The sequence below is a fragment of the Janthinobacterium sp. JF4 genome, from assembly GCF_059617925.1.
In genome coordinates this window covers 1-24,757 of record NZ_JCAQAV010000012.1, presented here as the reverse complement: position 1 = coordinate 24,757, position 24,757 = coordinate 1, and the positions used below count along the sequence as shown (strand labels likewise).

General features: G+C 63.1%; 21 protein-coding genes and 1 tRNA gene. 9 read left to right on the top strand and 13 right to left on the bottom strand.

What is annotated here, in order from left to right:
- Positions 1 to 137: 137 nt before the first annotated feature.
- A tRNA-Pro gene (locus tag AC54AF_RS11925) sits at positions 138 to 214 on the top strand.
- A gap of 165 nt (positions 215 to 379) precedes the next feature.
- Here the strand turns inward: AC54AF_RS11925 and AC54AF_RS11920 are convergent.
- The 12 genes from AC54AF_RS11920 to AC54AF_RS11865 all read right to left on the bottom strand — a co-directional run bounded on the left by AC54AF_RS11920 (position 380) and on the right by AC54AF_RS11865 (position 14,586).
- Positions 380 to 1,303, bottom strand: coding sequence for a hydroxymethylglutaryl-CoA lyase (locus AC54AF_RS11920; RefSeq protein WP_496636711.1), 924 nt, complete (start codon positions 1,301 to 1,303; stop codon positions 380 to 382).
- A 1-nt stretch (position 1,304) separates the two neighbouring features.
- Positions 1,305 to 2,237 carry an NAD(P)-dependent oxidoreductase gene (locus AC54AF_RS11915; protein WP_131686972.1) on the bottom strand — a complete coding sequence of 311 codons (933 nt, stop codon included), beginning with the start codon at positions 2,235 to 2,237 and terminating at the stop codon, positions 1,305 to 1,307.
- Positions 2,238 to 2,247: 10 nt separating this feature from the next.
- Positions 2,248 to 4,275 (bottom strand): acetyl/propionyl/methylcrotonyl-CoA carboxylase subunit alpha, encoded by a 2,028-nt coding sequence (locus AC54AF_RS11910; protein WP_496636710.1) that lies wholly within the window; start codon positions 4,273 to 4,275, stop codon positions 2,248 to 2,250.
- Positions 4,276 to 4,434: 159 nt separating this feature from the next.
- The gene (gene bioB, locus AC54AF_RS11905) at positions 4,435 to 5,481 is read right to left on the bottom strand and encodes a biotin synthase BioB (RefSeq protein ID WP_496636709.1); all 1,047 of its coding nucleotides are present in this window, start codon (positions 5,479 to 5,481) and stop codon (positions 4,435 to 4,437) included.
- Positions 5,482 to 5,512: 31 nt separating this feature from the next.
- Positions 5,513 to 6,304, bottom strand: a complete 792-nt coding sequence (bioD, locus tag AC54AF_RS11900; protein WP_131686975.1) for a dethiobiotin synthase — start codon at positions 6,302 to 6,304, stop codon at positions 5,513 to 5,515.
- A complete protein-coding gene (bioF, locus tag AC54AF_RS11895; RefSeq protein ID WP_496636708.1) occupies positions 6,294 to 7,490 on the bottom strand; it encodes an 8-amino-7-oxononanoate synthase in 1,197 nt (398 codons plus the stop codon). The genes bioD and bioF overlap by 11 nt, the downstream gene beginning before the upstream one ends.
- 1 nt (position 7,491) lies before the next feature.
- Positions 7,492 to 8,820, bottom strand: a complete 1,329-nt coding sequence (gene bioA, locus AC54AF_RS11890) for an adenosylmethionine--8-amino-7-oxononanoate transaminase (RefSeq protein ID WP_496636707.1) — start codon at positions 8,818 to 8,820, stop codon at positions 7,492 to 7,494.
- Between the two features lie 45 nt (positions 8,821 to 8,865).
- Positions 8,866 to 9,654 (bottom strand): enoyl-CoA hydratase/isomerase family protein, encoded by a 789-nt coding sequence (locus AC54AF_RS11885; protein ID WP_070312651.1) that lies wholly within the window; start codon positions 9,652 to 9,654, stop codon positions 8,866 to 8,868.
- Positions 9,655 to 9,675: 21 nt separating this feature from the next.
- Positions 9,676 to 11,298, bottom strand: a complete 1,623-nt coding sequence (locus tag AC54AF_RS11880; RefSeq protein ID WP_496636706.1) for a carboxyl transferase domain-containing protein — start codon at positions 11,296 to 11,298, stop codon at positions 9,676 to 9,678.
- 40 nt (positions 11,299 to 11,338) lie between these two features.
- Positions 11,339 to 11,791, bottom strand: coding sequence for a YchJ family protein (locus AC54AF_RS11875; RefSeq protein ID WP_496636705.1), 453 nt, complete (start codon positions 11,789 to 11,791; stop codon positions 11,339 to 11,341).
- 80 nt (positions 11,792 to 11,871) lie between these two features.
- A complete protein-coding gene (locus tag AC54AF_RS11870) occupies positions 11,872 to 13,158 on the bottom strand; it encodes a D-amino acid dehydrogenase (protein WP_496636704.1) in 1,287 nt (428 codons plus the stop codon).
- Positions 13,159 to 13,239: 81 nt separating this feature from the next.
- Positions 13,240 to 14,586 carry a serine hydrolase domain-containing protein gene (locus tag AC54AF_RS11865; RefSeq protein WP_496636703.1) on the bottom strand — a complete coding sequence of 449 codons (1,347 nt, stop codon included), beginning with the start codon at positions 14,584 to 14,586 and terminating at the stop codon, positions 13,240 to 13,242.
- A 227-nt stretch (positions 14,587 to 14,813) separates the two neighbouring features.
- Here AC54AF_RS11865 and AC54AF_RS11860 point away from each other — a divergent pair, with 227 nt between their 5' ends.
- From AC54AF_RS11860 to AC54AF_RS11825, 8 genes are all read left to right on the top strand, one after another.
- Entirely contained in the window at positions 14,814 to 15,563 is a 750-nt protein-coding gene (locus tag AC54AF_RS11860) for a GntR family transcriptional regulator (RefSeq protein WP_071080135.1), read from the top strand.
- Between the two features lie 99 nt (positions 15,564 to 15,662).
- Positions 15,663 to 16,544, top strand: coding sequence for an N-acetylmuramic acid 6-phosphate etherase (locus tag AC54AF_RS11855; RefSeq protein ID WP_496636702.1), 882 nt, complete (start codon positions 15,663 to 15,665; stop codon positions 16,542 to 16,544).
- 45 nt (positions 16,545 to 16,589) lie between these two features.
- The gene (locus AC54AF_RS11850) at positions 16,590 to 17,888 is read left to right on the top strand and encodes an MFS transporter (protein WP_496636701.1); all 1,299 of its coding nucleotides are present in this window, start codon (positions 16,590 to 16,592) and stop codon (positions 17,886 to 17,888) included.
- 91 nt (positions 17,889 to 17,979) lie between these two features.
- Positions 17,980 to 19,641, top strand: a complete 1,662-nt coding sequence (locus AC54AF_RS11845; protein WP_496636700.1) for a glycoside hydrolase family 10-like protein — start codon at positions 17,980 to 17,982, stop codon at positions 19,639 to 19,641.
- 94 nt (positions 19,642 to 19,735) lie between these two features.
- The gene (locus tag AC54AF_RS11840; protein WP_496636699.1) at positions 19,736 to 20,683 is read left to right on the top strand and encodes a BadF/BadG/BcrA/BcrD ATPase family protein; all 948 of its coding nucleotides are present in this window, start codon (positions 19,736 to 19,738) and stop codon (positions 20,681 to 20,683) included.
- A gap of 30 nt (positions 20,684 to 20,713) precedes the next feature.
- Entirely contained in the window at positions 20,714 to 21,514 is an 801-nt protein-coding gene (locus tag AC54AF_RS11835; protein WP_496636698.1) for an N-acetylmuramoyl-L-alanine amidase, read from the top strand.
- Between the two features lie 83 nt (positions 21,515 to 21,597).
- Complete coding sequence (locus AC54AF_RS11830; RefSeq protein ID WP_496636697.1) at positions 21,598 to 22,500, top strand: LysR family transcriptional regulator; 903 nt, start codon at positions 21,598 to 21,600, stop codon at positions 22,498 to 22,500.
- Positions 22,500 to 23,114, top strand: coding sequence for a M15 family metallopeptidase (locus AC54AF_RS11825; protein ID WP_496636696.1), 615 nt, complete (start codon positions 22,500 to 22,502; stop codon positions 23,112 to 23,114). The genes AC54AF_RS11830 and AC54AF_RS11825 overlap by 1 nt, the downstream gene beginning before the upstream one ends.
- Here AC54AF_RS11825 and AC54AF_RS11820 read toward each other — a convergent pair whose 3' ends face one another.
- On the bottom strand, positions 23,115 to 24,494 hold the full coding sequence (locus AC54AF_RS11820; RefSeq protein WP_496636695.1) for a sodium-dependent transporter: 1,380 nt from the start codon (positions 24,492 to 24,494) through the stop codon (positions 23,115 to 23,117). It lies immediately after the preceding gene.
- Positions 24,495 to 24,757: the final 263 nt, after the last annotated feature.

The following is a 24,757-nucleotide window of genomic DNA, read 5'->3' as shown; positions in this document are numbered from 1 at the left end:
AAAACTTGCGAACTTAGTGTCGCATATTTCATTCGTGTTGAAAAATACATGGCTTCCAGTGCCGCGCGTAAATAATTTACACAGAGTTTCACCTGGCCCTTGACCGAAGTCGATACGGCCTGTATTATTTTGGTCTTCGGAGTGTGGCGCAGCCCGGTAGCGCACCTGGTTTGGGACCAGGGGGTCCAAGGTTCGAATCCTTGTACTCCGACCAAATTTGTAGAAAAAAACCCAAGAGTTCAGGCTCTTGGGTTTTTTTTCGTCTGTACAGTTCAGGTACGTCGAGGTAGGTCGGGTTAGCGCATAGCGCGTAACCCGACAACACCGCAATGCCAACAATATTGTCGGATTACGCGTGGCGTCGCCACGCTAGTCCGACCTACCCAGCGAGGCGTTTCGCCGCGATGGCGTTGCCGGCGCGGCTCGATCCCTTGCGGCCCAGCTGCTGCGAGATGAACTGGCCCGCGTCCACCACCAGGTTCAGGTCGATGCCGGTGTCTATCCCCAATCCCTGCATCATGTACAGCACGTCCTCGGTGGCCACGTTGCCGGTGGCGCCCTTGGCGTAGGGGCAGCCGCCCAGGCCGGAGACGGACGAGTGATAGATCGCGATGCCCGTTTCCAGGCTGGCGTAGATGTTCGCCAGCGCCTGTCCATAGGTGTCGTGGAAGTGGCCGGATAGGCCTTTCACATGGAAGGCAGCAATCGCGCGCTGCATCACCGCCTGCGTCTTGTGCGGCGTGGCCACGCCGATGGTGTCGGCGATGTCGATCTCGTCGCAACCGAGGTCGCGCATGCGGCCCACCACGTCGGCCACGGCGTCCAGCGGCACTTCTCCCTGGTAGGGGCAGCCGAAGGCGCAGCTGATGCTGCCGCGCAGGCGCAGGCCGTGTTCCTTGGCCGCTTTCGCCACGCCTTCGAAGCGGGCGATCGATTCGGCGATCGAGCAGTTGATGTTCTTTTGCGAGAAGGCCTCGGAGGCGGAACCGAAGATCACCACTTCATCGGCCTTTGCCGCCAGCGCCGCCTCGAAACCTTGCATGTTCGGCGTCAGCGCGGAATACATCGTGCCAGCGCGGCGCGCGATCTTTTCCATCACTTCCGCGCTGGTGGCCATCTGCGGCACCCATTTCGGCGAGACGAACGACGCCGCCTCGATATTGGCGAATCCGGCCAAGGTCAGGCGGTCGACCAGTTCGATCTTGACGGCGGCGCTGATGGTGTCCTTCTCGTTTTGCAGGCCGTCGCGCGGGCCCACTTCGACGATCTTGACCTGCTTGGGCAAACTGGTAGTAGGGTTCATTTCAATATCCTTGCGAACGGTTGACGATGCCGGCGACCACTTCTCCGGCGTGCAGGCGGCGCATCTTGGCGGCGATCTGCGCCACGCTTTCGCGGCGCAGGGTGGCGGCCGAAATATGCGGCGTGATGGTGATGCGCGGTTCTTGCCAGAACGGATGCTGCTGCGGTAGCGGCTCGTTGCGGAACACGTCCAGGGTCGCTCCGGCGATATGCCCGGAGCGGATCAGGGTCAGCAGATCCGGTTCGGCGATATGCGCGCCGCGCGCCACGTTGATGACATAGGCGCCCGGCAGCAGCATCGACAGGCGCGCGCGGTCGAGCAGGTTGTGCGTGTCCGGCGTGAGCGGCAGCATGCACACCAGCAGGCGCGTGCCGCGCAAAAATGCCGCGAGTCCTTCCTCGCCGGCGTAGCACTGCACGCCGTCGATGTGCTTCTGGCTGCGGCTCCAGCCGCGCAAGGGGAATTCGAACTGCGCCAGCGCTTGCAGCACGCGCGTGCCCAGCGCGCCCATGCCCAGCACGCCGACAGGGAAATCGGCCTTGTCGAATGGGGGCAGCGGTTGCCAGATGCCGGCGCGGCCCTGCGCCTCGTAATCGTCGAAGCGGCGGAAGTGGCGCAGCACGGCGTGGCTCACATATTCGGCCATCTGCACGCCCATGCCCGCGTCGTCCAGGCGCACCAGCGGCACGTGGGCGGGCAGCGCCGCGCCGAATTTCAGCAGCGCGTCGACGCCGGCGCCCGTGTTGAAGATGGCCTTGACGTGGGCCAGCTCGGGCAGCATGGCGGCGGGCGGCTGCCACACGACGGCGTAGTCGCATGGTTCAACTGCTTCGCCTTCGCGCCAGAAAATGATCTCGGCCTCGGGCAGCAAGTCACGCAAGTCGCTGATCCATGCCGCTTGCTTGCCGTCCGCACGTTGTAACAGGATGCGCATATGGTTACCTCTATGCGGCAGCCTTGAAGGCCAGCAGCGGCGCGCCATCGGCCACCTGATCGCCAACCGCATACAGCACCTCTTCCACCAGGCCGTCGTGCGGCGCGGCGATCGTGTGCTCCATCTTCATCGCTTCCATGATGACCAAAGGCTCGCCCTTTTTCACGTCCTGGCCTTGATTGACCAGCACGGCGACGACCTTGCCCGGCATCGGCGCCGTCAGGCGGCCGCCTTCCGCTTCCACTTCGCCCGCATGCGCCATCGGATCGCTGTAGTGCAGTGTGTAGTGCAAGCCGCCGCTGAATACGTGGAACTGCTCGCCGTCGCGCAGCACGGTGCCGTGCACGGCACGGTCGCCCAGCTTGATGTGCAGCTCGTTGCCTGCGTGCGCCGTCAGGCTCAAGGGCTGGCCGTTGAACAGCCAGCCATCCGCCTTGTAGGCGATGCGCGCGGCATAGGCCTTGTCCTCACCGGCCTGGATGAATTCGTCGGCAAACGCCAGCGTGCGTCCCAGGGTGCTGTTCAAACGCCAGCCCAGGGCATTGCCCCACGAGTCGGCGCGGTGGGCCGATTGCGCCTCGGCGGCCGTTTTTTCTTCCAGCAGCAGGGCGACGGACGCCAGCGCCAGGGCCGCGTCGGGCGCCGCCTGCAGGGCGGGGAACAGTGACGCTTGATTGCGCTCGATCAAACCCGTATCGAGGTCGGCGCTGGCAAACGCCTGGCCTTCGACCAGGCGTTTCAAGAAGGCGATATTGCTGGCCAGTCCGACGATCTGGTACTCGGCCAGCGCCTGCGCCATGCGCGCCAGCGCTTCGCGGCGATCCGCGCCCCAGACGATCAGCTTGGCGATCATCGGGTCGTAGAACGGCGAGATGGCGTCGCCCTCGCGCACGCCCGAATCGATGCGCACGGCGGCGGGAACGACCGTGCCACCCAGCTCGAACGTGACGGCCGATGGCGACTGCATGTGGCGCAGGGTGCCGATCGATGGCAGGAAGCCCTTCTCCGGGTTTTCCGCATAGATGCGCGCCTCGATGGCGTGGCCGTGGATCGTCAATTCGCTTTGTTTTTTCGGCAGCGGCTCGCCAAAGGCGACGCGCAACTGCCACTCGACCAGGTCGGTGCCGGTGATCATTTCCGTCACCGGATGCTCGACCTGCAGGCGCGTGTTCATCTCCATGAAGTAGAACGAGCCATCCTGGTTGGCGATGAATTCCACCGTGCCCGCGCCCACATAGCCGACGGCCTTGGCGGCGGCAACGGCCGCTTCGCCCATGGCCGCGCGGCGCTCGAACGGCATGCCCGGCGCCGGCGCTTCTTCCAGCACCTTTTGATGACGGCGCTGCACCGAGCAGTCGCGCTCGAACAGGTAGATGCAGTTGCCCAGGGTATCGGCAAACACCTGGATTTCGATATGCCGCGGACGCGACAGGTATTTTTCCGCCAGCACCTTGTCGTCGCCGAAAGAGCTGATCGCTTCGCGCTTGCATGATGCCAGCGCGGCCTTGAAATCATCGGAATGCTCGATGACGCGCATGCCCTTGCCGCCGCCGCCGGCGGACGCCTTCAGCAGCACGGGGTAGCCGATCTTGTCGGCTTGAGTGTGCAAAAAGTCCGCATCCTGTTCCTCGCCGTGGTAGCCAGGTACCAGCGGCACATTGGCTTTTTCCATCAGCGACTTGGCGGCCGACTTCGAGCCCATGGCGCGCATGGCGGACGCAGGCGGGCCGATGAAGACCAGTCCCGCCTGCGCGCAGGCGTCGGCGAAATCGGCGTTTTCGGACAGGAAGCCATAGCCGGGGTGGATCGCCTGCGCGCCAGCGGCCAGCGCCACGGCGATGATCTTGTCGCCGCACAGATAGCTTTCCTTGGCCGGCGCGGGGCCGATCAGGACGGCTTCATCGCACACGGCGACGTGCTTGGCGTTGGCGTCCGCTTCCGAGTACACGGCGACGGTCTGGATGCCCATGCGGCGCGCGGTAGCGGCGACACGGCAAGCGATTTCGCCGCGGTTGGCGATCAGGATTTTAGTGAACATGGTCTCTCTCTATTCTCTCAAAAAGGGGCAGCTGTCTCTTGGCGGACGTTGTCTGCTGGTTTGTCGGTTTACGCGCTACGCGCTAAACCGACCTACGCATGGTGAGGCTGGGTATCGTAGGTCGGGTTAGCCGGCACGGCGTAACCCGACAGGGCTGGATCAGCAGCCGCACTTCTCTTTCTGTACCGATTCCAGCATGGCGCCGCGTGTCTGCAGGCCCAGTTTGCCGAGCAAGACGCGGTCGTCTTCCGCTTCCGGGTTGTCGGTGGTGAGCAGCTTGTCGCCGTAGAAGATGGAATTGGCGCCAGCCAGGAAGCACATGGCTTGCACGGCTTCGCCCATCTGGCGCCGGCCGGCCGACAAACGCACGCGCGCCTTCGGCATGGTGATGCGGGCCACGGCAATCGTGCGCACGAATTCGAACGGGTCGAGCGCTTCCAGGCCAAACAAAGGCGTGCCTTCCACCTGCACCAGGTGGTTGACGGGCACCGATTCCGGATACGGATTCAAATTGGCCAGCTGGGCGATCAGGCCCGCGCGCTGCAAGCGCGTTTCGCCCATGCCGACGATGCCGCCGCAGCACACTTTCAAGCCCGCTTCGCGCACGCGGCCCAGGGTATCCAGGCGGTCCTGGTATTCGCGCGTCGAGATGACGTTGTCATAGAACTCGGGCGCCGTATCGAGGTTATGGTTGTAGAAATCGAGGCCCGCGTTTTTCAGGCGGTCGGCTTGTCCCTCTTCCAGCATGCCCAGGGTGGCGCAGGTTTCCAGGCCCAGCGCTTTCACTTTGGTCACCATCTCTTCGACTTTGTCCATGTCGCGGTCCTTCGGGCCGCGCCATGCGGCGCCCATGCAGAAGCGTGTGGCGCCGTTGGCTTTCGCCTGGCGCGCCGCGTCGAGCACCGTGTCGATGTCGAGGATTTTTTTCGCTTCCACGCCCGTGTCGTAGCGGGCCGCTTGCGGGCAGTAGCCGCAATCTTCCTCGCAGCCGCCCGTCTTGATCGACAGCAGGGTCGCCAGTTCCACGTCGCCGTCGGGGAAGTTGACGCGGTGGGTTTGCTGGGCCTTGAACATCAGGTCATTGAATGGCAGGTCGAACAGGGCCAGCACGTCGGCGACGGGCCAGGTGGCCGCTTCCGGCACGGTGATGCGCGCCGCAGGGCGGTGCAGTTCGACGGTTTTTGCTGCTTCTTGGACGTGAGACATGTGATTCCTTCGCTTCTATTTTTTAGCTACATTAAGTGTTGGGATGCTGCGCCGGCCAGTTGGGCAAGCCGGTGAAATCGAGATATGCCGCCGCCGCTTGCGCGCTCGGTTGCGCCAGGCGCGGCACCTTGCCCAGCAGCGGCGCCGGGATGCGCTCGATCAGCGCATCGATATTTTCGTCGAGGAAGCGCATTTCCTCTTCCAGCGTGTTGGCGACCCAGCCGATCACGGTCAGGCCGCGCGCCTCGATGGCTTCCAGTGTCAGCAAGGCCTGGCTGATGCAGCCCAGGCGCATGCCGACCACCAGGATCACCGGCAGATCGAGCTGCTGCGCCAGGTCGGCCGAATCGAAACCGGGCGACAGGGGCACGCGGAAACCGCCCACGCCTTCGACCACGACAGCATCCGAGGCGGCGGCGATTTCCAGGTAGGCGGCCAGGATAGGCACCGATTCGATACTCACGCCTTCGAGCGCGGCGGCGATATGCGGCGCCGCCGGCTCCTTCAGCATGTAGGGCGTCGTCAGGCTGCGCAGCATGGTGACGTTGCCGGCGGCGATCAGGCTGTCGGCGTCTTCATTATGCAGCTCGCCGTCGCGCATCTCGGCGCCGGCGGCGACAGGCTTCATGCCGCAGGCGCGCACGCCGCGCGCGACCAGCGCATGCAGCAGGGCCGACGACGTCAAGGTCTTGCCGATTTCCGTGTCGGTACCGGTGACGAAACAGGCAAAGCGCGATGGCAGGCCGGCAATGGCTGGCGCCGGCTGCACGGCCGGCGCCAGGTCCGCCAGCACCTCCGCCACGATAGGATCATCAAGGCTCATGGCGATTCCTTTCCAGGGTGTTGACTGCGTTGATCAATTGCGCCACTTCCTGCGCCGTGTGGCCGGCCGACAGGGTCACGCGCAGGCGCGCCGACCCCGCTGGCACAGTGGGCGGGCGGATGGCGCCGACCCACAGGCCCTGCTCGTACAGGGTGGCGGCGATGGCCAGCATGTCCGCGTTCTCGCCGATGATGACGGGCTGGATGGCGGAGAGCGACGGCAAGGCTTGCCAGCGCTGCAGCTGCAGCCCGTCGTTCCATTGCGCCACCAGCGCCGCCAGGTGGGCGCGGCGCTGCCGGCCTTCCTCGCCGGCGATGATGTCCAGGCTGGCCAAGAGCGCATGCGCGAGCGCGGGCGCTGCCGCCGTGGTGAAGATGTACGGGCGCGCCTTCTGGATCAGGGTTTCGATGACGGCCTCATGCGCGCAAACAAAAGCGCCACCCACGCCGGCCGATTTGCCCAATGTGCCCACATACACCAGGTGCGGCGAATGCAGGTCGAAGTGTTCCAGCGCGCCGCGGCCATTGGCTCCCAGCGCGCCGAAGCCGTGCGCGTCGTCGACCACCAGCCAGGCGCCGTGTTGTTCGCACAGGGCCAGCAGCGCGGGCAGCGGCGCCAGGTCGCCATCCATGCTGAAGACGCTGTCGGTGACGACGATTTTCGTTTTGGCCTTGCTTTCCGCCAGCAGGGCCGCCAGCGCGGTGAGGTCGGCGTGCGGATACACGCGCGTTTTCACGCGGGCCAGGCGCGTGCCGTCGATCAGCGAGGCGTGGTTCAGCGCTTCCGAGAACATCTCTGTGTCCGCGTCGCCCGCCGACAGGGCGGTCAGCACAGCCAGATTCGCCATGTAGCCGGTGCAAAAATACAGGGCGCGCGCCTGTTCCAGGTTGGCGCCCACGAAAGCCGCCAGGCGTTCTTCCAGCTGCGCGTGGGCGCGGCTGTGACCGCTGATCAGGTGCGAGGCGCCGCTGCCGGCCCCATACAGGTCGGCGCCCTCTTTCAGCGCGGCGACGATGCGCGGATGCGACGCCAGGCCCAGGTAGTCATTGCTGCAAAAGGCCAGCATGGCGCGGCCGTCCACCGTCAGGCGCGGCGCGCATGGCGTGTCGACGGTGCGGCGGCGGCGGATCAGGCTGCGCTCTTCCAGCCCTTGCAACTGCTCTTGCAATCGCGCGATCAGTTCCATCTCAGGCTCCGATCACTTGGTTGAAAACGGCCAGGGTCTGCTGGCCCAGGCCCGCGATTTCCTCGTCGTCGAGGATGTACGGCGGCATCAGGTAGACGGTGGAGCCGATGGGGCGCATCAACAGTTCGTGCTCCAGCGCCGTGCTGAAGAAACGGCGCGAGAAATCGGGCGCCGCGTCGACGGCGTCAAAGGCCCAGATCATGCCCTGCTGGCGGAAGTGTTTTACTTTTTCATGCTGCGCCAGCGGCGCCAGCGCTTGCGTGATCTTGGCGGCGCGTGCGCGGTTGGCCACCAGCACATCGTCTTCCTCGAAGATGGCCAGGGTCGCCAGCGCGGCGCGGCAGGCCAGCGGGTTGCCCGTGTACGAGTGCGAATGCAAGAAGCCGCGGCGCACGTCGGTGCTATAGAACGCCTGGTAGATGTCGTCGCGCGTCATCACGAGGGACAGTGGCAGATAGCCGCCGCTGATGCCCTTGGACAGGCAAACGAAATCGGGCCAGATGCCGGCCTGCTCGCACGCAAAGAAGGTGCCCGTGCGCCCGCAGCCGACGGCGATTTCGTCGAGGATCAAATGGACTTGATAGCGGTCGCACAGGGCGCGCACCAGCGACAGGTACAGCGGGTCGTGCATGGCCATGCCGGTGGCGCATTGGACCAATGGTTCGATGATGATGGCGGCAATCTTGTCCGCTTTTTCCTGGAACAGCTGTTCCACTTCAAAGGCGGCGCGGCGCGCCACGTCCTCGGCCAACTCGCCCTCGGCCGCCTGGCGGAAGTCGGGCGACATCACCGTCGTTGATGCGCGCAGCAGGGGGCCGTAGGCATCCTTGAACAGGGCGACATCGGTGACGGCCAGCGCGCCGATGGTTTCGCCGTGGTAGCTGCCCTTTAAACAGACGAATTCCTGCTTGTCACTCTTGCCGCTGTTGCGCCAGGCGTGAAAACTCATTTTCAGGGCGATTTCCACGGCGGACGCCCCATCGGACGCGTAAAAGCTGTGACCGAGCACGCCGCCCGTCAAGGCGGAGAGCTTTTCCGACAGTTCGATCACCGGTTCATGCGTGAAACCGGCCAGCATCGCGTGTTCCAGGCGGTCCAGCTGGTCCTTCAGTTCCGCATTGATGCGCGGGTTGGCATGGCCGAACAGGTTCACCCACCAGGAGCTGATGGCGTCCAGGTAGCGTCGGCCTTCGTGGTCATACAGCCAGGCGCCGCGGCCGTGGCTGACGGGGATGAGCGGTACAGTCTCGTGGTGCTGCATCTGTGTGCAAGGGTGCCACACGCTGCGCAGACTGCGTTCGACCCAGCCCGATTGTTTTTCTGCTTTCAAAACTGCTCCAATGATATTCTTAGTCCATGAGCTGTGGACTATTAACTAGCCCATGAGCCAACCCGGCTTGCGCTTGTCGAGGAACGATTGCACGCCTTCGCGGCCCTGCTCCGAGGCGCGGATTTGCGCGATGCGCTCGGCGGTGTCCGCCAGCAGCGCATCGTCGACCGGCTGGCCAACGATTTCGCGCACCAGCGTTTTCGCTTGCGCCACGGCGTGCGGGCTGTTGCCCGTCAGCGCTTTCAGTACCTCGGCGGTTTTCGCGTCCAGGGCGCTTGCCTCGACTACCTCGTGGGCAAAGCCGATGCGCAGCGCTTCCCGAGCAGAGAATCGCTCGGCGGTCAGGAAATAGCGGCGTGCCGCGTTTTCGCCCATGGCCTTGATGACATACGGTGAAATAGTGGCCGGGATCAGTCCCAGCCGCACTTCGCTCAGGCAGAAATGCACGTCTTCCGCAACCAGAATGATATCGCATGCGGCGACCAGGCCCATGCCGCCCGCATAGCAGTCGCCCTGGATCTTCGCCACCACGGGTTTCGGACACAGGTAAATCGTGCGCAGCATCTGCGCCAGTTGCAGCGCGTCGGCCTGGTTTTCGGCATGCGTGTAGCCGGCCATCTTCTTCATCCAGTTCAGGTCCGCGCCGGCGCAAAAGGCTGCGCCATTCGCGGCCAGCACGATGGCGCGCACCATGTCGCTGCGCCCCAGGCCCTCGAAGGCGCGCGCCAGTTCGGCGATCGTCGTCTCGTTGAAGGCATTGCGCACGTCGGGGCGGTTCAGGGTCACGGTGGCGACATTGCCCTCGATGACCAGCTTTAAGGTTTCAAATTCCATTATCTTCTCCCTTCATGCCGCTTACATGCGGAATACGCCGAACTTCGTGTCCGGGATTTCCGCGTTGAGCGCGGCCGACAGGCCCAGGCCCAGCACCATGCGGGTGTCGGCCGGGTCGATCACGCCATCGTCCCACAGGCGCGCGGTGGCGTAGTACGGGTGGCCCTGGTGTTCGTATTGGTCCTTGATCGGCTGCTTGAAGGCCGCTTCCTCGTCCGCGCTCCATGCGCCGCCCTTGCCCTCAATGCCGTCGCGCTTGACGGTGGCCAGCACGGAAGCGGCCTGGTCGCCGCCCATGACGGAAATGCGCGCATTCGGCCACATCCACATGAAACGGGGGGAAAACGCGCGGCCGCACATGCCGTAATTGCCGGCGCCGAAGCTGCCGCCGATGATGACGGTGAATTTCGGCACGCTAGCGGTGGCGACAGCGGTCACCATCTTGGCGCCATTGCGGGCGATACCCTCGTTTTCGTACTTGCGGCCCACCATGAAGCCGGTGATATTTTGCAGGAAGACGAGCGGGATCTTGCGCTGGCAGCACAATTCGATGAAATGCGTGCCCTTCAGGGCCGATTCGGAGAACAAGATGCCATTATTGGCGATGATGCCGACTTTTACGCCATAGATGTGGGCAAAGCCGCAGATCAGGGTAGTGCCGTAGCGGGCCTTGAATTCGTCGAAATCGCTGCCGTCGACGATGCGCGCGATCACTTCCCTGACATCGAACGGTTTGCGCGTATCGACGGGGATCACGCCATACAGTTCCTGCGTCGGGTATTTCGGCTCGCTTGACTCGCGCAAGGCCATCTGCTGCGGTTTTTTACGGTTCAGGTTCGAGACGATGGTGCGCGCCAGCGACAGCGCGTGCAAATCGTTCTGCGCCAGGTGGTCGACCACGCCGGACAAGCGCGTATGCACGTCGCCGCCACCGAGGTCTTCGGCCGTCACCACTTCGCCCGTCGCCGCTTTCACCAGCGGCGGGCCGCCGAGGAAAATCGTGCCCTGCTCCTTGACGATGATCGATTCATCGCTCATGGCCGGCACATACGCGCCGCCCGCCGTGCAAGAACCCATCACCACGGCGATCTGCGGGATGCCCTTGGCCGACAGGTTTGCCTGGTTGTAGAAGATGCGGCCGAAATGGTCGCGGTCGGGGAATACGTCGTCCTGGTTCGGCAGGTTGGCGCCGCCCGAATCGACCAGGTAGATGCAGGGCAGGTTGTTCTGGTCGGCGATTTCCTGGGCGCGCAAATGCTTTTTCACCGTCATCGGGTAATACGTGCCGCCCTTGACGGTGGCGTCGTTACACACGATGACGCATTCCTGGCCGGAGACGCGGCCGATGCCGGTGATGATGCCGGCGGCGGGCGCCGCATCGACGCCTTTGGCGTCCTGGTACATGGCGTAGGCCGCCATCTGGGAAAACTCGAGGAAGGGCGTGCCGGGATCGAGCAGCATCTGCACGCGGTCGCGCGGCAGCAGCTTTCCGCGCGCCAGGTGCTTGGCGGCAGCCGCCTCGCCGCCGCCGGCCGCGATCTTTTCCACCTTGTCGCGCAAATCGTCGACGATGGCCTGCATGGCCGCGGCATTGGCCTTGAAATCTTCACTGCGCGGATTGAGTTTGCTTTCGATATGCGGCATTGCGGTTCCTTTTTATGATCGCCCGGTCTCTCGGGTCGCGCTATTCGGGAAAACTGCCGTCGAGATAAAACCAGCGCAGGGCGCCACCACCGCTCTTGTCCGCCTCGCGCACGAAGCGGCTCACTTCATGCAGGCGGTGCGCGCGGCCGTTGACCTTGTAGCGGGCCACGAATTCGACGCTGTCGCGATGTATCTCTTCGGCTTGATCTGCTGATACTGCTTTACGTTGACGTAAACGTAAAGCAGATTTTACCTCAAGTCCCAGCCAGTGGACTTTTTCTTCGTCGGCAAATAAAGCGTCGCCGGGACGGGTGCTGGCGTGCCAGGTGGCGCGCAGGTAGGGCTCGTCGCGCAAGGTGAACGCCGTGTAGCGCGAGCGCATCAGGGCTTCGGCCGTGGGTGGCAAGGCGTCGCCCGCGATATACGGGCCGCAGCAGCTGGCGTAGGAGGCGCCGCCACAGGGGCAGGCGGCAGATGTCGAGGGTGTGGGCATGCTGTAGCGGATAGGGGAGCAGGAAAGTTCCGCAATTATCCGCCATATCGGCAGCGGCGCGTGCGCGCCGCCTTGGTCGGCTATTTTTTCGGGCTGAGGAAGTCCAGCGCGAACGGCGGCGCCTTGCCCGCCATGAGGTCGGCCAGGATGCGCGCCGTGCCGGCGGCAAAGGTAAAGCCCAGCGGGCCATGGCCCACGTTGAGCCACAGGTTCGCCACTTTGCTGGCGCCCACCAGCGGCGCGCTGTTCGGCGTGGCGGGGCGCAGGCCGGCCCAGGCTGTGGCCTGGTCGTAGTCGGCGCCGTGCGGCATGGCTTCGCGCGCCAGCCGCGTCAGGCCGGCGATGCGGTTCCAGTCGATGCTGTTGTCGGCGCCGACCATGTCGACCATGGCGGCCACGCGCAGGTCGCCTTTGATGCGCGCATACAGCACCTTGCGCTCGAAATCCGTGATGCTGATCTCGGGCGCCCGGTCTTGCGCACGGATGGGTGCCGTCAGGCTGTAGCCTTTCAACGGATACAGGGGCAGGTAGATGCCCGCCGTGGCGGCCAGGTCGCGGCTCTGGATGCCGGCCGCCAGCACATAGTGATCTGCCTGCAACAGCCCCAGGCTGGTGTCGACGCCCGTGATCCTGCCATTGCGCGTGACGAGGCGGCGCGCCTCGCCTTTTAGTATGAGTGAACAATTCGGATGCTGCAGCAGGCGCGCTTCCAGCGCCAGGCAAAAGGCGTGGCAATCGGCCACCGCCTCGCCCTCGGTAAAAATGCCGCCTGCCAGGGCGCCCTGCAAGGCGGCCAGCGCCGGTTCGCGCTGCACGGCTTCTTGCGGCGACAAGACGATGCGCGTTTCTTCCGACTCGGGCCGCGCCACGGCGCGCTGAAAGATGGCCGGCGAGCGGTAGACGATGAGTTTGCCCGCATCGCGCCAGGCATACGCTTCCGGCGGTACCGTCAATTCCAGCTGGGCCATGCCGGCGCGGCTCCATTCGCCCAATTGCAGCAGCTTGGCCGTCGTGCGGGCATTGCTGGCAGCATTGCAATTGCGCAGGAAACTGGCCATCCAGCGCCACTGGCGCCAGTCCGTTTCGGGCCGGAAGCGCAGCGGGCCATCTTTCTGCAGCAGCCATTGCAGGGCTTTGAAGGGCACGCCCGCGTCCGCCAGCGGCGCCACATAGCGATAGCTGAGCTGGCCGCCATTGCGGTAGCTGGCGGCAATCGCCACCTGTTCATTGCGTTCGAGTAAGGTGACCTTGTAGCCGGCCTCGGCCAGCCACCAGGCCGATGTCAGACCGACGACGCCGCCGCCGATAATGATGACTTGTTGCTGCATGTTGCCTCGCTGCGTTGCGCTCCCATGGTGCGGGAGCATTCGGGAAGAGCTTAGAGGCTGGCCGTCAACGCAGCCAATGAAACATCATGGTGCAGCCATAACTTTCAGGAATGCACCATTTCAATGCAAGGACTGGTTGTTGTCAACCGCGCCACGGTATAGCGCGGTGAGGATCCGTTCTTCGCTGCGTCCCATGGCGGAATAGGTGCCCGGATAGCGTTCCGGATCGCTGCCCGTGCCGCCCACCAGCATCACCATGCCGTTCTTGTTCTGGAAATCGAGCACGAAGGCGGAGACCAGCCCATACGCGTCGCCCAGGTGGCCGACCGCATGAAAACTGGCGCCCTCGACCAGGCCATTGCCCTGCCCCGCCACGGTATCGAATTGCTGGTTGCCCAGGCCCCAGGCGCGGTACAGGCCCCGCTCGCTGTTGCCATTGCTGCCATCTGGCGCCAGCTGCCATTGGCGGCCAAACATCAGGGCGATGCTGGCCGGCTGCAACAGCTGATGATTCTGGTAGCGGCCACCGTTGAGCAGCATCCGCATGACGGTGCCCAGTCCCGCAGCAGAAATGCGCAAGCCGCCCGTGGGACTGAAGACGGTGGCGTTGCTGCCGATCACATAGTTGGCCATGCCGGTCGGTGGATGCCGGTGAACATCGTCGGCTTGCGCGATCCACGGGCCTTGCGGCTGCCACTGTTCCGTCTCCAGCGTGCGCTTGCGGTACAGGGTAGCCGTGTTCGCCACGTCTTCCGTAGAAAATGCCGCAGGGTTGTAGCCGCCGCGCAACTGCATGGGGTCGAGCAGCAGGCGCCGCATCAGCAAGTCGAAGCGCTCGCCCGTGACCTTTTCCATCACGGTGCCGATCACGCCCCAGTTGAGGTTGCTATAGGTAAAGTAATTGCCGGGCGCCGCGGCTGCATCCCACATCGCATCGCCGCCTGCCGTAAACACGTCGCGCAAGCTGCGCTCGGGACCCCAGGCATAGCCGCCCGCGTCGCGCAGCGAGGAAGTATGGCTGAGCAAGCTGCGCAGGGTCAACGGTTGCTGGGGGAAATGCGGGTTGCGCAGGGAAAAGCCCAAATAGATGCCCACGTCCTGGTCCAGGCTCAGCTTGCCCTGCTCGATCAGCCGCATCAGGCCCAGGGTGGTCATCATCTTCGAAATGGAAGCGATGCGGAACAGGGTGGCCGGCGTCACGGGCAAGCTGTCCGCCGGCGCGGCGCCGATGTGCCGGTAGCCGAATTGTTGCTGATAAGACACCTTGCCATGGCGGATAGCCAGCACGGACAGGCTGGCCAGCGGGTGGAGCGGATCATCGACGATGGCCGATAGCGTGGCATCGAGCGCGCGCTGCTGTTCGTGTGGCACGAGTTGCTCGGTGCCGCTGCCGGGCGGGGTGGCCAGCGCCGTCCAGGTCGTACCCAGCAGCAGCAAGCCCAGCAAACCCGTCATTTTATTGTGCATGTTTCCCTGTTTCACGGTGTGGAGTCGGCATCGCCAGCATAGGGGGGAACGGTTTGCTACGCCAATGAAAATTGCTTATTTATCTATAATGCAAAGCTATACGTTCGGTAAAACATTGTTTTTTTAAGTGTATAACCGTTATTTATGGTCATTTTCCATTTATTCATGGGTGGATGGGCTACGCGCAAGCGCCATCGCTATTACACTAGGAGGACAAGGAGAACTGTATGAGCCAGACCAGCGTAGAACTCAAGGTCGATTTAAATGACAATTCGCCTTTATATATGCAGATCGCCCGCAAGCTGAGCGATGACGTACGCAACGGCCGCTATCAGGTAGACCAGGCCCTGCCATCCGAACGTACCCTGTCCGAACTGCTTGACGTATCGCGCGTGACTGCCCGCAAGGCCATCGACCAGCTCGTCGAGCAAGGTCTCGTCGTGCGCCGCCGTGGTTCGGGCAACTATATTGCCCCGCGCATCGAGCAGCCACTGTCGAACCTGTCGAGTTTTTCTGAGCAGCTGCAGCAGCGCGGCTACCGTCCCGGTTCGCGCTGGCTCAAGCGTGAAGTCGTCATCGCCAGCAGCGATGAGCAACTGAGCCTGGGCCTGGCGCAGAATACGAAAGTGGCGCGCCTCGAGCGCTTGCGCCTGGCCGACGACGTGGTGATGGCGTATGAAGTGAGCGTGCTGCCCTTCAGCGTGGTGCCGGACCCGGCTGCCATGGGCGATTCGCTGTATGAATACTTGAGCAGCATCAAGAAGGCCCCCGTGCGCGCCTTGCAGCACATCCGCGCCATGAATGCGACGGACGTGCTGGCCAAGCAGCTGGGCATCCCCGATGGCCAGGCCGTGCTGTTCATCACGCGCATCGCCTATCTGGAGTCGGGCGAAGCGGTGGAACTGACGCATTCGTATTGCCGCAGCGATCATTACGATTTCGTCGCCGAAATGCGCCGCGCGCCAAGTCAACTGTAAATACCCATAAGCTCCCGTTATGCCCGCCCACCAAGCTTTCATGGTTGATCTTGCTCGTTGGTATTAAACTGGTTTCACCTTCAACCATGTTCTGAAATCATGTTGAAAACTGAAACCCCGAGCCGGCGGCATCCGGATCTGGATCTGTATCCGGTGGAGCAATTGGTGGCGGCGCTGGTCGATGACCAGTTCTGGGCCGTCGAAGCCGTCCGGCTGGCATCACCCGACATAGCCGCCGCCATCACGGCCGCCCTGCCCCGCATCGCCGCCGGCGGACGCCTGCTGTATGTGGGCGCCGGCACGTCGGGCCGGCTTGGCGTACTCGACAGTGTTGAGTTGACTCCCACGTTTTCCTGGCCGGCCGAGCGGGCCGTCGCCATCCTGGCCGGCGGCGCGGGCGCCATGTTCACGGCTGTCGAAGGGGCGGAAGATGATTTACAGCAAGGCGAGGCGGACTTGCTGGCCCTGCAGCCGCAGGACAACGACGTGATGATCCTGCTGGCCGCCTCCGGCGCCACGCCGTATGTGCTGGGCGCCCTGCTGGCCGCGCGCACGGCGGGCGCCTTGACGATAGGCATCGCCAACAATGTGGATGCGCCCGTGGCGCACGAGGCGCAATGCGGCATCGTGCTCGACACAGGCACGGAAGTCATTTCCGGCAGCACGCGTCTGAAAGCGGGCACGGCGCAAAAAATCACGCTGAACACGATTTCCAGCGCCCTGATGGTGGGTTTGCACAAAACTTACGGAAACTTGATGGTAGACTTGAAGCCGACCAACGCCAAGCTGATCTGGCGGGCCGTGCGTCTGACCATGCACGCCACGGGCGCCAGCGAAGTGCAGGCCAGGGCCGTGCTGGAGCAATGCCACTATCACGTCAAGGTGGCGATTGTTGCCTTGATCAAAAAAATCAACACAAACCAGGCACAGGCATTGTTGGCCGGCGCGGACGGCAGTGTGCGGGCGGCACTGGCGGCGTGATCCGATGGCGCGGCATTCTTCTGTCTGGGAGACAAAGAAGGATGTATGGAGCTAGTGAAACAAATCGCCCCGGCGCGCGCAAAAAATCCGTGGCTGTGGATCCCTTCCCTGTATTTCGGCCAGGGCATTCCCTATGTAGTGGTCATGACATTGTCCGTGATCATGTACAAGAACTACGGTTTTTCCAATACGGATATCGCGCTGTATACCAGCTGGTTGTACTTGCCATGGGTCATCAAGCCGCTGTGGTCGCCCTTCATCGATATGTACCGCACCAAGCGCTTCTGGATCGTCGGCTTGCAACTGGTGATCGGCGCCGCGCTGGCGCTGGTGGCCCTGACGACGTCCCTGCCGCACTTTTTCCAGATCAGCCTGGCCATCTTCTGGCTGATGGCCTTCAGTTCCGCCACGCATGATATTGCCGCCGATGGCTTTTATATGCTGGGACTGGAAGAACACCAGCAGGCGGCCTTCGTTGGCGTGCGCAGCACCTTTTACCGCTTGGCAATGATCGCCGGCCAGGGCGGCCTCGTGTACCTGGCCGGCTATCTGACGCATGCGACGGGCAATGTGCAGCTGGCGTGGTCCGTCGTGTTTGCGGTTTTGGCGGGCCTGTTCATCGCTCTCTTCCTGTACCACTATGTCATCTTGCCGAAACCCAAGGATGACCGCCCCAGCATTCAGGGCGCCGGTGTTTCTCCGCTGCAGGAATTCGTCGCCACCTTTGCTTCCTTCTTCAAGAAGAAGGATATTTTCGTCATCCTGGGCTTCCTGCTGCTGTTCCGCCTCGGCGAAGCGCAATTGTTGAAGCTGGCCGCGCCCTTCCTGCTCGACCCCGTCGCCAAGGGTGGCCTGGGCCTCAGCACGGAACAGGTGGGCCTCGTCTACGGCACCATCGGCGTGATCGCCCTGACCTTGGGCGGCTTGCTGGGAGGATTCATCATTTCCCGCTTCGGCTTGAAACGCTGCCTGTGGATCATGGTGCTGTCCGTCCACTTGCCCGACCTGGTCTTCGTGTACCTGGCCAGCGCCTTGCCCAGCAGCCTCTATGTGATCGCCGGTGGTATTGCGTTGGAGCAATTTGGCTATGGCTTCGGTTTCGCGTCCTACATGTTGTACATGATCATGGTCTCCGATGGCGCGCATAAAACGGCCCACTACGCCATCTGCACGGGTTTCATGGCCCTGGGCATGATGCTGCCCGGCATGGCCAGCGGCTGGATCCAGCAAATGCTCGGTTACCAGCACTTCTTCATCTGGGTGTGCATCGCCACCATTCCTGCTTTCATCATGGCCGCGCTGGTCAAGATCGATCCCGAATTCGGCAAGAAGGCCGACGCCTGATTCTTTTGAACGGTGCGCCCGCAAGGATGGCGGGCGCACAGTAAAATGCCCGCACCGATAGACCTGCGCTCCACCACTGCAAGGAATTGTTTTGTTGTCTACTTTCAAAAAACGCCTGGGCGCCAGCGCTGGCGTACTGGCCGCGCTGGCCGCCGCCACATTGCTCAGCAGCTGTACCAGCACCAAGCTGCCCTCCGCAGTGACGCCGGGCGAAGCGGGTTTGCCGGCCGTGCCGCCCGTGCAGCACATCACGGGCGAAGTGCCGCCGGCGGCGCCGCGCGAGTTCCGCGCCGCCTGGGTTTCGACGGTGGCCAATATCGACTGGCCCAGCCGCAGCAACTTGCCGGTCGCCAAGCAGCAAGCCGAGGCGATTGCTATCCTCGACCGCGCCAAGTCCTTGAATCTGAACGCGATCGTGCTGCAGGTGCGGCCCAGCGCCGACACGATTTATCCGTCGCAACTGGAGCCATGGTCGGAATACCTGACCGGAAAGCAAGGCCAGCCGCCATTGCCCCTGTATGACCCGCTGGCCTTCTGGGTGGCGCAGGCGCATGCGCGCGGCCTGGAATTGCACGCCTGGTTCAACCCTTACCGTGCCCGTCACGCGACGGCCAAGTCGCCGCTGGCACGCGACAGTTTTGCGTCCACCAACCCGGCGTCCGTCAAGCAATACGGCCGTTACCTGTGGATGGATCCGGGCGACGCCGCCGCCTCCAGGCATACGACGGAGGTGGTGCTGGACGTGGTGCGCCGCTACGATATCGATGGCGTGCACATCGACGATTACTTTTATCCGTATCCGATCGATGCGCCTGGCGCCGGCGCCGGCGCGGAAACAGCCGCGCTGGACGCGGGCAATGGCGGCGCCAAGCGCGAACTGCCTTTTCCCGATGAGCCTTCCTGGCAGCAATATCTGCTGGCCGGTGGCCAGCTGGACCGTGCTTCCTGGCGCCGCCAGAATGTCAACCAGCTGATCGAAGCCTTATATACAGGCATCCACCGCGAAAAGAGCTGGGTGCGCTTCGGCATCAGTCCGTTCGGCATCGGCCGTCCGGACCGCCGTCCTGCCGGCATCGTCGGCTTCAGCCAGTACGACAAATTGTATGCGGATGCGGAACTGTGGCTGGCCAAGGGCTGGCTCGACTACCTGTCACCGCAGCTGTACTGGCCCGTGGCGCAGGCGCCGCAAGCGTTTGGCGTGTTGCTCGATTACTGGCTGGCGCAAAATCCGTATGGCCGCCACGTGTGGCCGGGTTTATATACGAGCCGCATCGACAATTCCGCCAAGTCCTTCACGCCGCAAGAGATCATCAAGCAGATCGAAGTGACGCGCACGCGTCCCGGCGCGAATGGACAAGTGCATTTCAGCATGGCGCCCCTGATGCAGAACCGCAAGGGTGTCAGTGAGCAGCTCAAGGCCACTGTGTATCAAAGCCCTGCGCTGATTCCCGCCACGCCATGGCTGGGCAAGGAAGCGCCCGCTACGCCCGCGCTGGCCATGCGCCGCGATTCCACCAGCCTGAACATCAAAATGACGGCGAGCGGCGGCAAAACCGTGGCGCAGTACGCCGTCTGGGCCCGCTACGGCGAAGACTGGCGTTTTATCGTAGTCACTGGCGCGCAGGGCGAGCTGACCCTGGTTGACGATGCCATTGGCAAAGTCAATGCGGTGGTGGTCAGCGCCGTGGACCGCCTCGGCAATGAAAGCCCCCGCGTCACCGTGCGCGCACCGTTTACGGCCCCCGCCAAGTAGTTTTTGACCGTTCACCGCTAGTCCATAACCTGCAGGCATGAAACATGCGCAAGCTTTCATGCCTGCAAGCTCAGCTTGGCTTTACACTCATGCCATGATTTCCTTCCCTACAGCCAATAATGCGGTGCCCGTGCTGGGCCTGGGCATCGACGCGGGCGGCACGCAGACGCGCTGGGCCCTGGCCAACGCGGACGGCGCCATCGTTGCCGACGGGGCAGTGGCAGGCTTGTCCGCCTTGCAAATGAGCAGCGCTGCGGGCCGCGCGGCCGTGCACGCCACGTTTGCCCGGCTGTGCCAGGCCGTGCTGGCCGTCGGCCGGCCGCGCGCCGTGGTGGCGGGCTTGACGGGCTTCGGCGGCGACGATGTGGTGCTGGCGCAAACGCTGGCCACTTTGCTGGCGCTGGACGCCGTTGACGTTCGCTTGGGCAACGATATCGATATCGCCTATCGCGACAGTTTTGAACCAGGCGAAGGTTATCTTGTCTACGCTGGCACGGGTTCGATTGCCGCCTGGATCGACGCGGATGGCGCGTTGCACCGCGCAGGTGGGCGTGGCGTGCTGCTTGACGATGGCGGCGGCGGTTACTGGATTGCGCGCGAAGCCTTGCGCCACATCTGGCGCCGCGAAGACGAGGCGCCCGGCAGTTGGCAAGCGTCGCCCATGGCCGGGGCCGTGTTTGCGCAACTGGGCGGCAGCGACTGGTCGCTGTCGCGCGCCTTCATGTATGGCCAGGACCGGGGCGCCATCGGCCGGCTGGCGCTGGCCGTGGCCGCCAGTGCCGATGCCGACCCGCTGGCGCTGGACATCTTGCAGCGCGCGGGACAGGAACTGGCGCGTCTGGCGCTGGCCCTGACGACGCGCTACGGTCCCCGTCCTGTGGTGCTGGCGGGCCGCGCGGCGCAATTGCACCCGGCCATCGCGGTTGCCATGCGCGCCGCTTTGCCGGTATCGTTGATGATGGAGCAAAAAGTTGCCCGTTCGCATGAGGCTGCGGCCAAGCTGGCAGCCAGGACAGCCAGCCAGCGTACTGGCAAGAACTGAACATTTTACCAACCCGAACACGGATCTTTCATGAAAAAAATCGCCCTCGCCCTGCTGGTGGCCCTGCTCTCCGCCTGTACCACGCCCGCGCCGCACCTAGACCATAGCTTGACGGCGCGCAGCCAGAGTCCGCGCGTGAAATTCATCGTCATCCATTACACGGTCAGCGATTTGCCCCGCTCGATCAAGATCCTGACGGAACAAGTGGTCAGCAGCCATTATTTGCTGACCGATACGGACAAGCCGAAGTTTTACGTATTGGTCGACGAATCGCGCCAGGCCAATCACGCGGGTGTGAGTAACTGGAAGACGTATACACAGCTGAACGTCAGCTCGATCGGTATCGAGATCGTCAACCCCGGCTACAAGGACACGCCGGAAGGCCGCCTCTGGTATCCGTTTCCCCAGGCGCAGATCGATGAGCTGATTCCGTTGCTGAAAGAGATACAGGCCCGCTACAACATCGCGCCGGAAAATATCCTGGGCCATAACGAGATCGCCCCGCAGCGCAAGCAGGACCCGGGACCGCTGTTTCCATGGCGCCAGTTGGCCGATGCGGGCCTGATCGTCTGGCCCGACGCCAACCGCGTGGCCGCGCAGCGCCTCATTTTTGAGAGCCAAGTGCCGGACGCCGTCTGGTTCCAGAAAAAGCTGGCTCAGCATGGCTATGCGACGCCACAGACGGGCGAGTTCGATGAAGCGACGCGCAATGTGCTGATCGCCTTCCAGATGAAATACCGCAATACATTGTTTGACGGCACGCCTGATGGCGAAACGGCGGCCCTGCTGGAAGTATTGACGACGCCGGTGCCAGCTGTTGTAGCAAAGTAGCATAGCCGTTCCAGCCCATGACTTTTTCTTATATGCTGAACGTTGAAGGCCCAGGTGGCCAAAGCAAGGTAAAGGAATAGCTCATGCGGCTGCGTCATATCGAAGTGTTTCACGCCATCATGCAAGTTGGCACCATCAGCGGCGCCGCCCAGGTGCTGCACATCTCGCAACCGGCCGTGACCAAGGTCTTGCAGCATTGCGAATTGCAACTGGGCATGCCGCTGTTCGAGCGTGTGCGGGGCAAGCTGTATCCGAAGCCCGAGGCGCACCGCCTGTTTGTCGAGACGGAAAAGCTCAACCGCGATTTATTGGGCATCCGCCGCCTGGCGGCCAGTCTGAAGGGCCACGCGGTGGAAACCATCCGCCTCGTCTCCACGCCGACGCTCGCCATCAGCGTCTTGCCGTTTGCCATGACGGAATGGCGGCGCCACTTCCCCCACACGCGTTGCCAGCTGGCTACCCACCACACGGGCGAGATCGTCAATACCCTGCGCCTCGGGGAAGCGGACCTTGCCGTGTCGCTGCAAGACCCACGCCATCCGGGCATCGTGGCCGAACCGATTGCGCAGGGCGTCATGACGGTGATCGCGCCGGCCGGCACCTGGCATGCGGCCGATTGCGGCACACCGTTGACGGCGCATGGCCTCAGCGGCGAACTGATCGGCCATGCGGACAACGATCCGCTGGGCGAATTGGTGGTGGCCGCCTGCGAAGCGCAGGACATTCACCCCGTCTTTTCTACCGTGGTGCAGACGTATCAAATCGCCCGTTCCCTGGTGGAAGCGGGCGCCGGCATGGCCGTGGTCGACCCGTTTACGGCCGCCTCCGGCTCACCCGAGCGGCTGCAGCGCCGTCCCTGGGCGCCCACGATACCGATCCAACTGTATTTATTGACGGCGAGCCACTCGCCGCTGTCGCATGGCGCGCGGCGCCTGGCCGACAGCATCGGCGTGGCGGCACGCAATTGCCTGGAAAGAGGAGTCTGATGTCTGTTGCAAGTTTGCAATTGGAAGCGGTTGGCAGCGATCCGCAATTTCGCCACCTGAGCAGCATCGCCGGCATCGCCGTCGACTTGCGCTACGCCACGCCCGACAACTTTGTCGGCCGCGACTTATATAGCCCCATCGATTGCGCCTGGTTGCACCGCGATGCGGCCGCCGCCCTGGAGCAGGCCGTGGCCTGGCTGGCCGCGCATCGCCCCGATCATCATCTATTGGTGCTCGACGCCCTGCGTCCGCAGCGGGTCCAGCAGCAACTGTGGGATGCGTTGCAGGGAACCGAGTTGCTGGGCTATATCGCCGAACCGTCGCGCGGCTCGATCCACTCGTTCGGCATGGCGCTCGACATCACCATCGTGGGGCCGGACGGGCAGGAACTGGACATGGGCACGGGCTTTGATGATTTAAGTGAACGCTCACACCCGGCGTTGGAGTTGGCTTTGCTGGAAAAGGGAGAGATTACCGAGGCGCACGTGGCGCACCGTCGATTGTTGCGCGACGCCATGTTCCAGGCGGGTTTCTTTGGCATCAACAGCGAATGGTGGCATTTCGATTGCGGCGACCGGGTGCTGGTGCGCCAAACCTACACCCGGGTACTGTGATTACAAGACTTTCAGGCCCTTCAGCATCACGATCAGGATCAATACGGGCGAGACAAAACGCAGCAGGAACAACAGCACATGCGCCAGTTTTCTGTTCTGCAACTGGCCGTGATTGCTGATCGCCTCGATGAAATGGTCCTTGCCCCAGGCCCAGCCTGTAAACAAGGCAATCGCGATGCCGCCTATCGGCAGGAAGATATTCGACGAGACGAAGTCGAACAGATCAAACATAGTCAAGTTAAACAGCTTGAAGTCCGCCAGGGAGCTGTTACTCAGTGCGCATACGGAACCGAGCACGGCCAGCAGCAGCATGGTCACGAGCGTGGATTTGGTGCGCGTCCAGCCGAAGCGCTCATGGAAAATCACCACGGGCACTTCCATCAGCGACAACATTGCGCCCGTGGCAGCCACGGCGGCCAAGATGAAGAACACTACCATCAGGGCTTGGCCCATGGGAATTTGCGAAAACACGGCGGGAATCGTGATGAACACCAGCGACGGTCCCGCACTGGGGGCGAAGCCAAACGTGAACACGGCGGGGAAGATGGCGATGCCGGCCAGCATCGATACACCGAGGTCGGCCGCCATCACGCGTAAAGTCGTGACGGGGATATTCTGGTCGTCGCGGAAATAGCTGCCGTAGGTCATCATCGTGCCCATGCCGACGGACAGTTTAAAAAAGGCCAGGCCCATGGCCGTCAGCACGACGGACGCCGTCAGCTTGGAAAAATCAGGACGGAACAGGAACGCCAGGCCTTCGCCGGCCTTGTCCAGCGACAGGCTGACCGCACAGAGCAGCAGCAACAGCAGGAATAGCAGCGGCATCAGTTTCTTGGCGATCGCTTCGATGCCCTTGGTCACGCCCAGCATCAATATGCCGCCGATAAACAGCAGCACGCCCCATTGCCACAACAGCGATTGCAGGGGATTGCTGATCAGGGAGGCGAAGGCCGCTTCCGTCACCAGCCTGTCGCTGCTGAGGATGGAGCCGTCGATGGCCTTGGCAATATACGCAAACACCCAGCCGACCACTTCAGAATAGAACGCGACGATCAGGAAGGCGGCGATCATGCCGATGACGCCGACCAGCCACCAGGGCTTGCCCTTCGGTGCCAGCTGTTCCATGGTGGAGATGGGATTGACCTTGGCCCGGCGTCCCAGCGTGATTTCCGCGATCATCACGGGCAGGCCCACCAATAAGGTGGCGAGTAAATAGATGAGCAGGAAGCCGGCGCCGCCATTGGCGCCCGTCAGGTAGGGGAACTTCCAGATGTTGCCGAGACCGACTGCGGAACCGAGCGTGGCGGCGAGCACGCCGAAGCCAGTGGTAAAGCCAGCCCGTTTCAGGGTCAGGCCTGATCCTTGAGCTTGTTGTTTCATGGTGAATCTTCTATGGATGGACGCGGATATGCGCTGAGGGGGCGAAATTGTAGCAGTTCGATGTAATTTGCCCGGAAAAGCCTTGCTACTGGCGGGGCGCTTTGCTATAGTTCGCCTCCCCAATGAGACGCACTAGTTTGCGGCACAAAAGGGACGGCCCTCCGGGGCTGGGTAGTAGAAAAGAAGGAGTTGACGGATGTAGTGAAATGCTTCATACTCTTCCTTCTTCGCAGCTGACAAACACAACGCTTTGTCGATAGCGC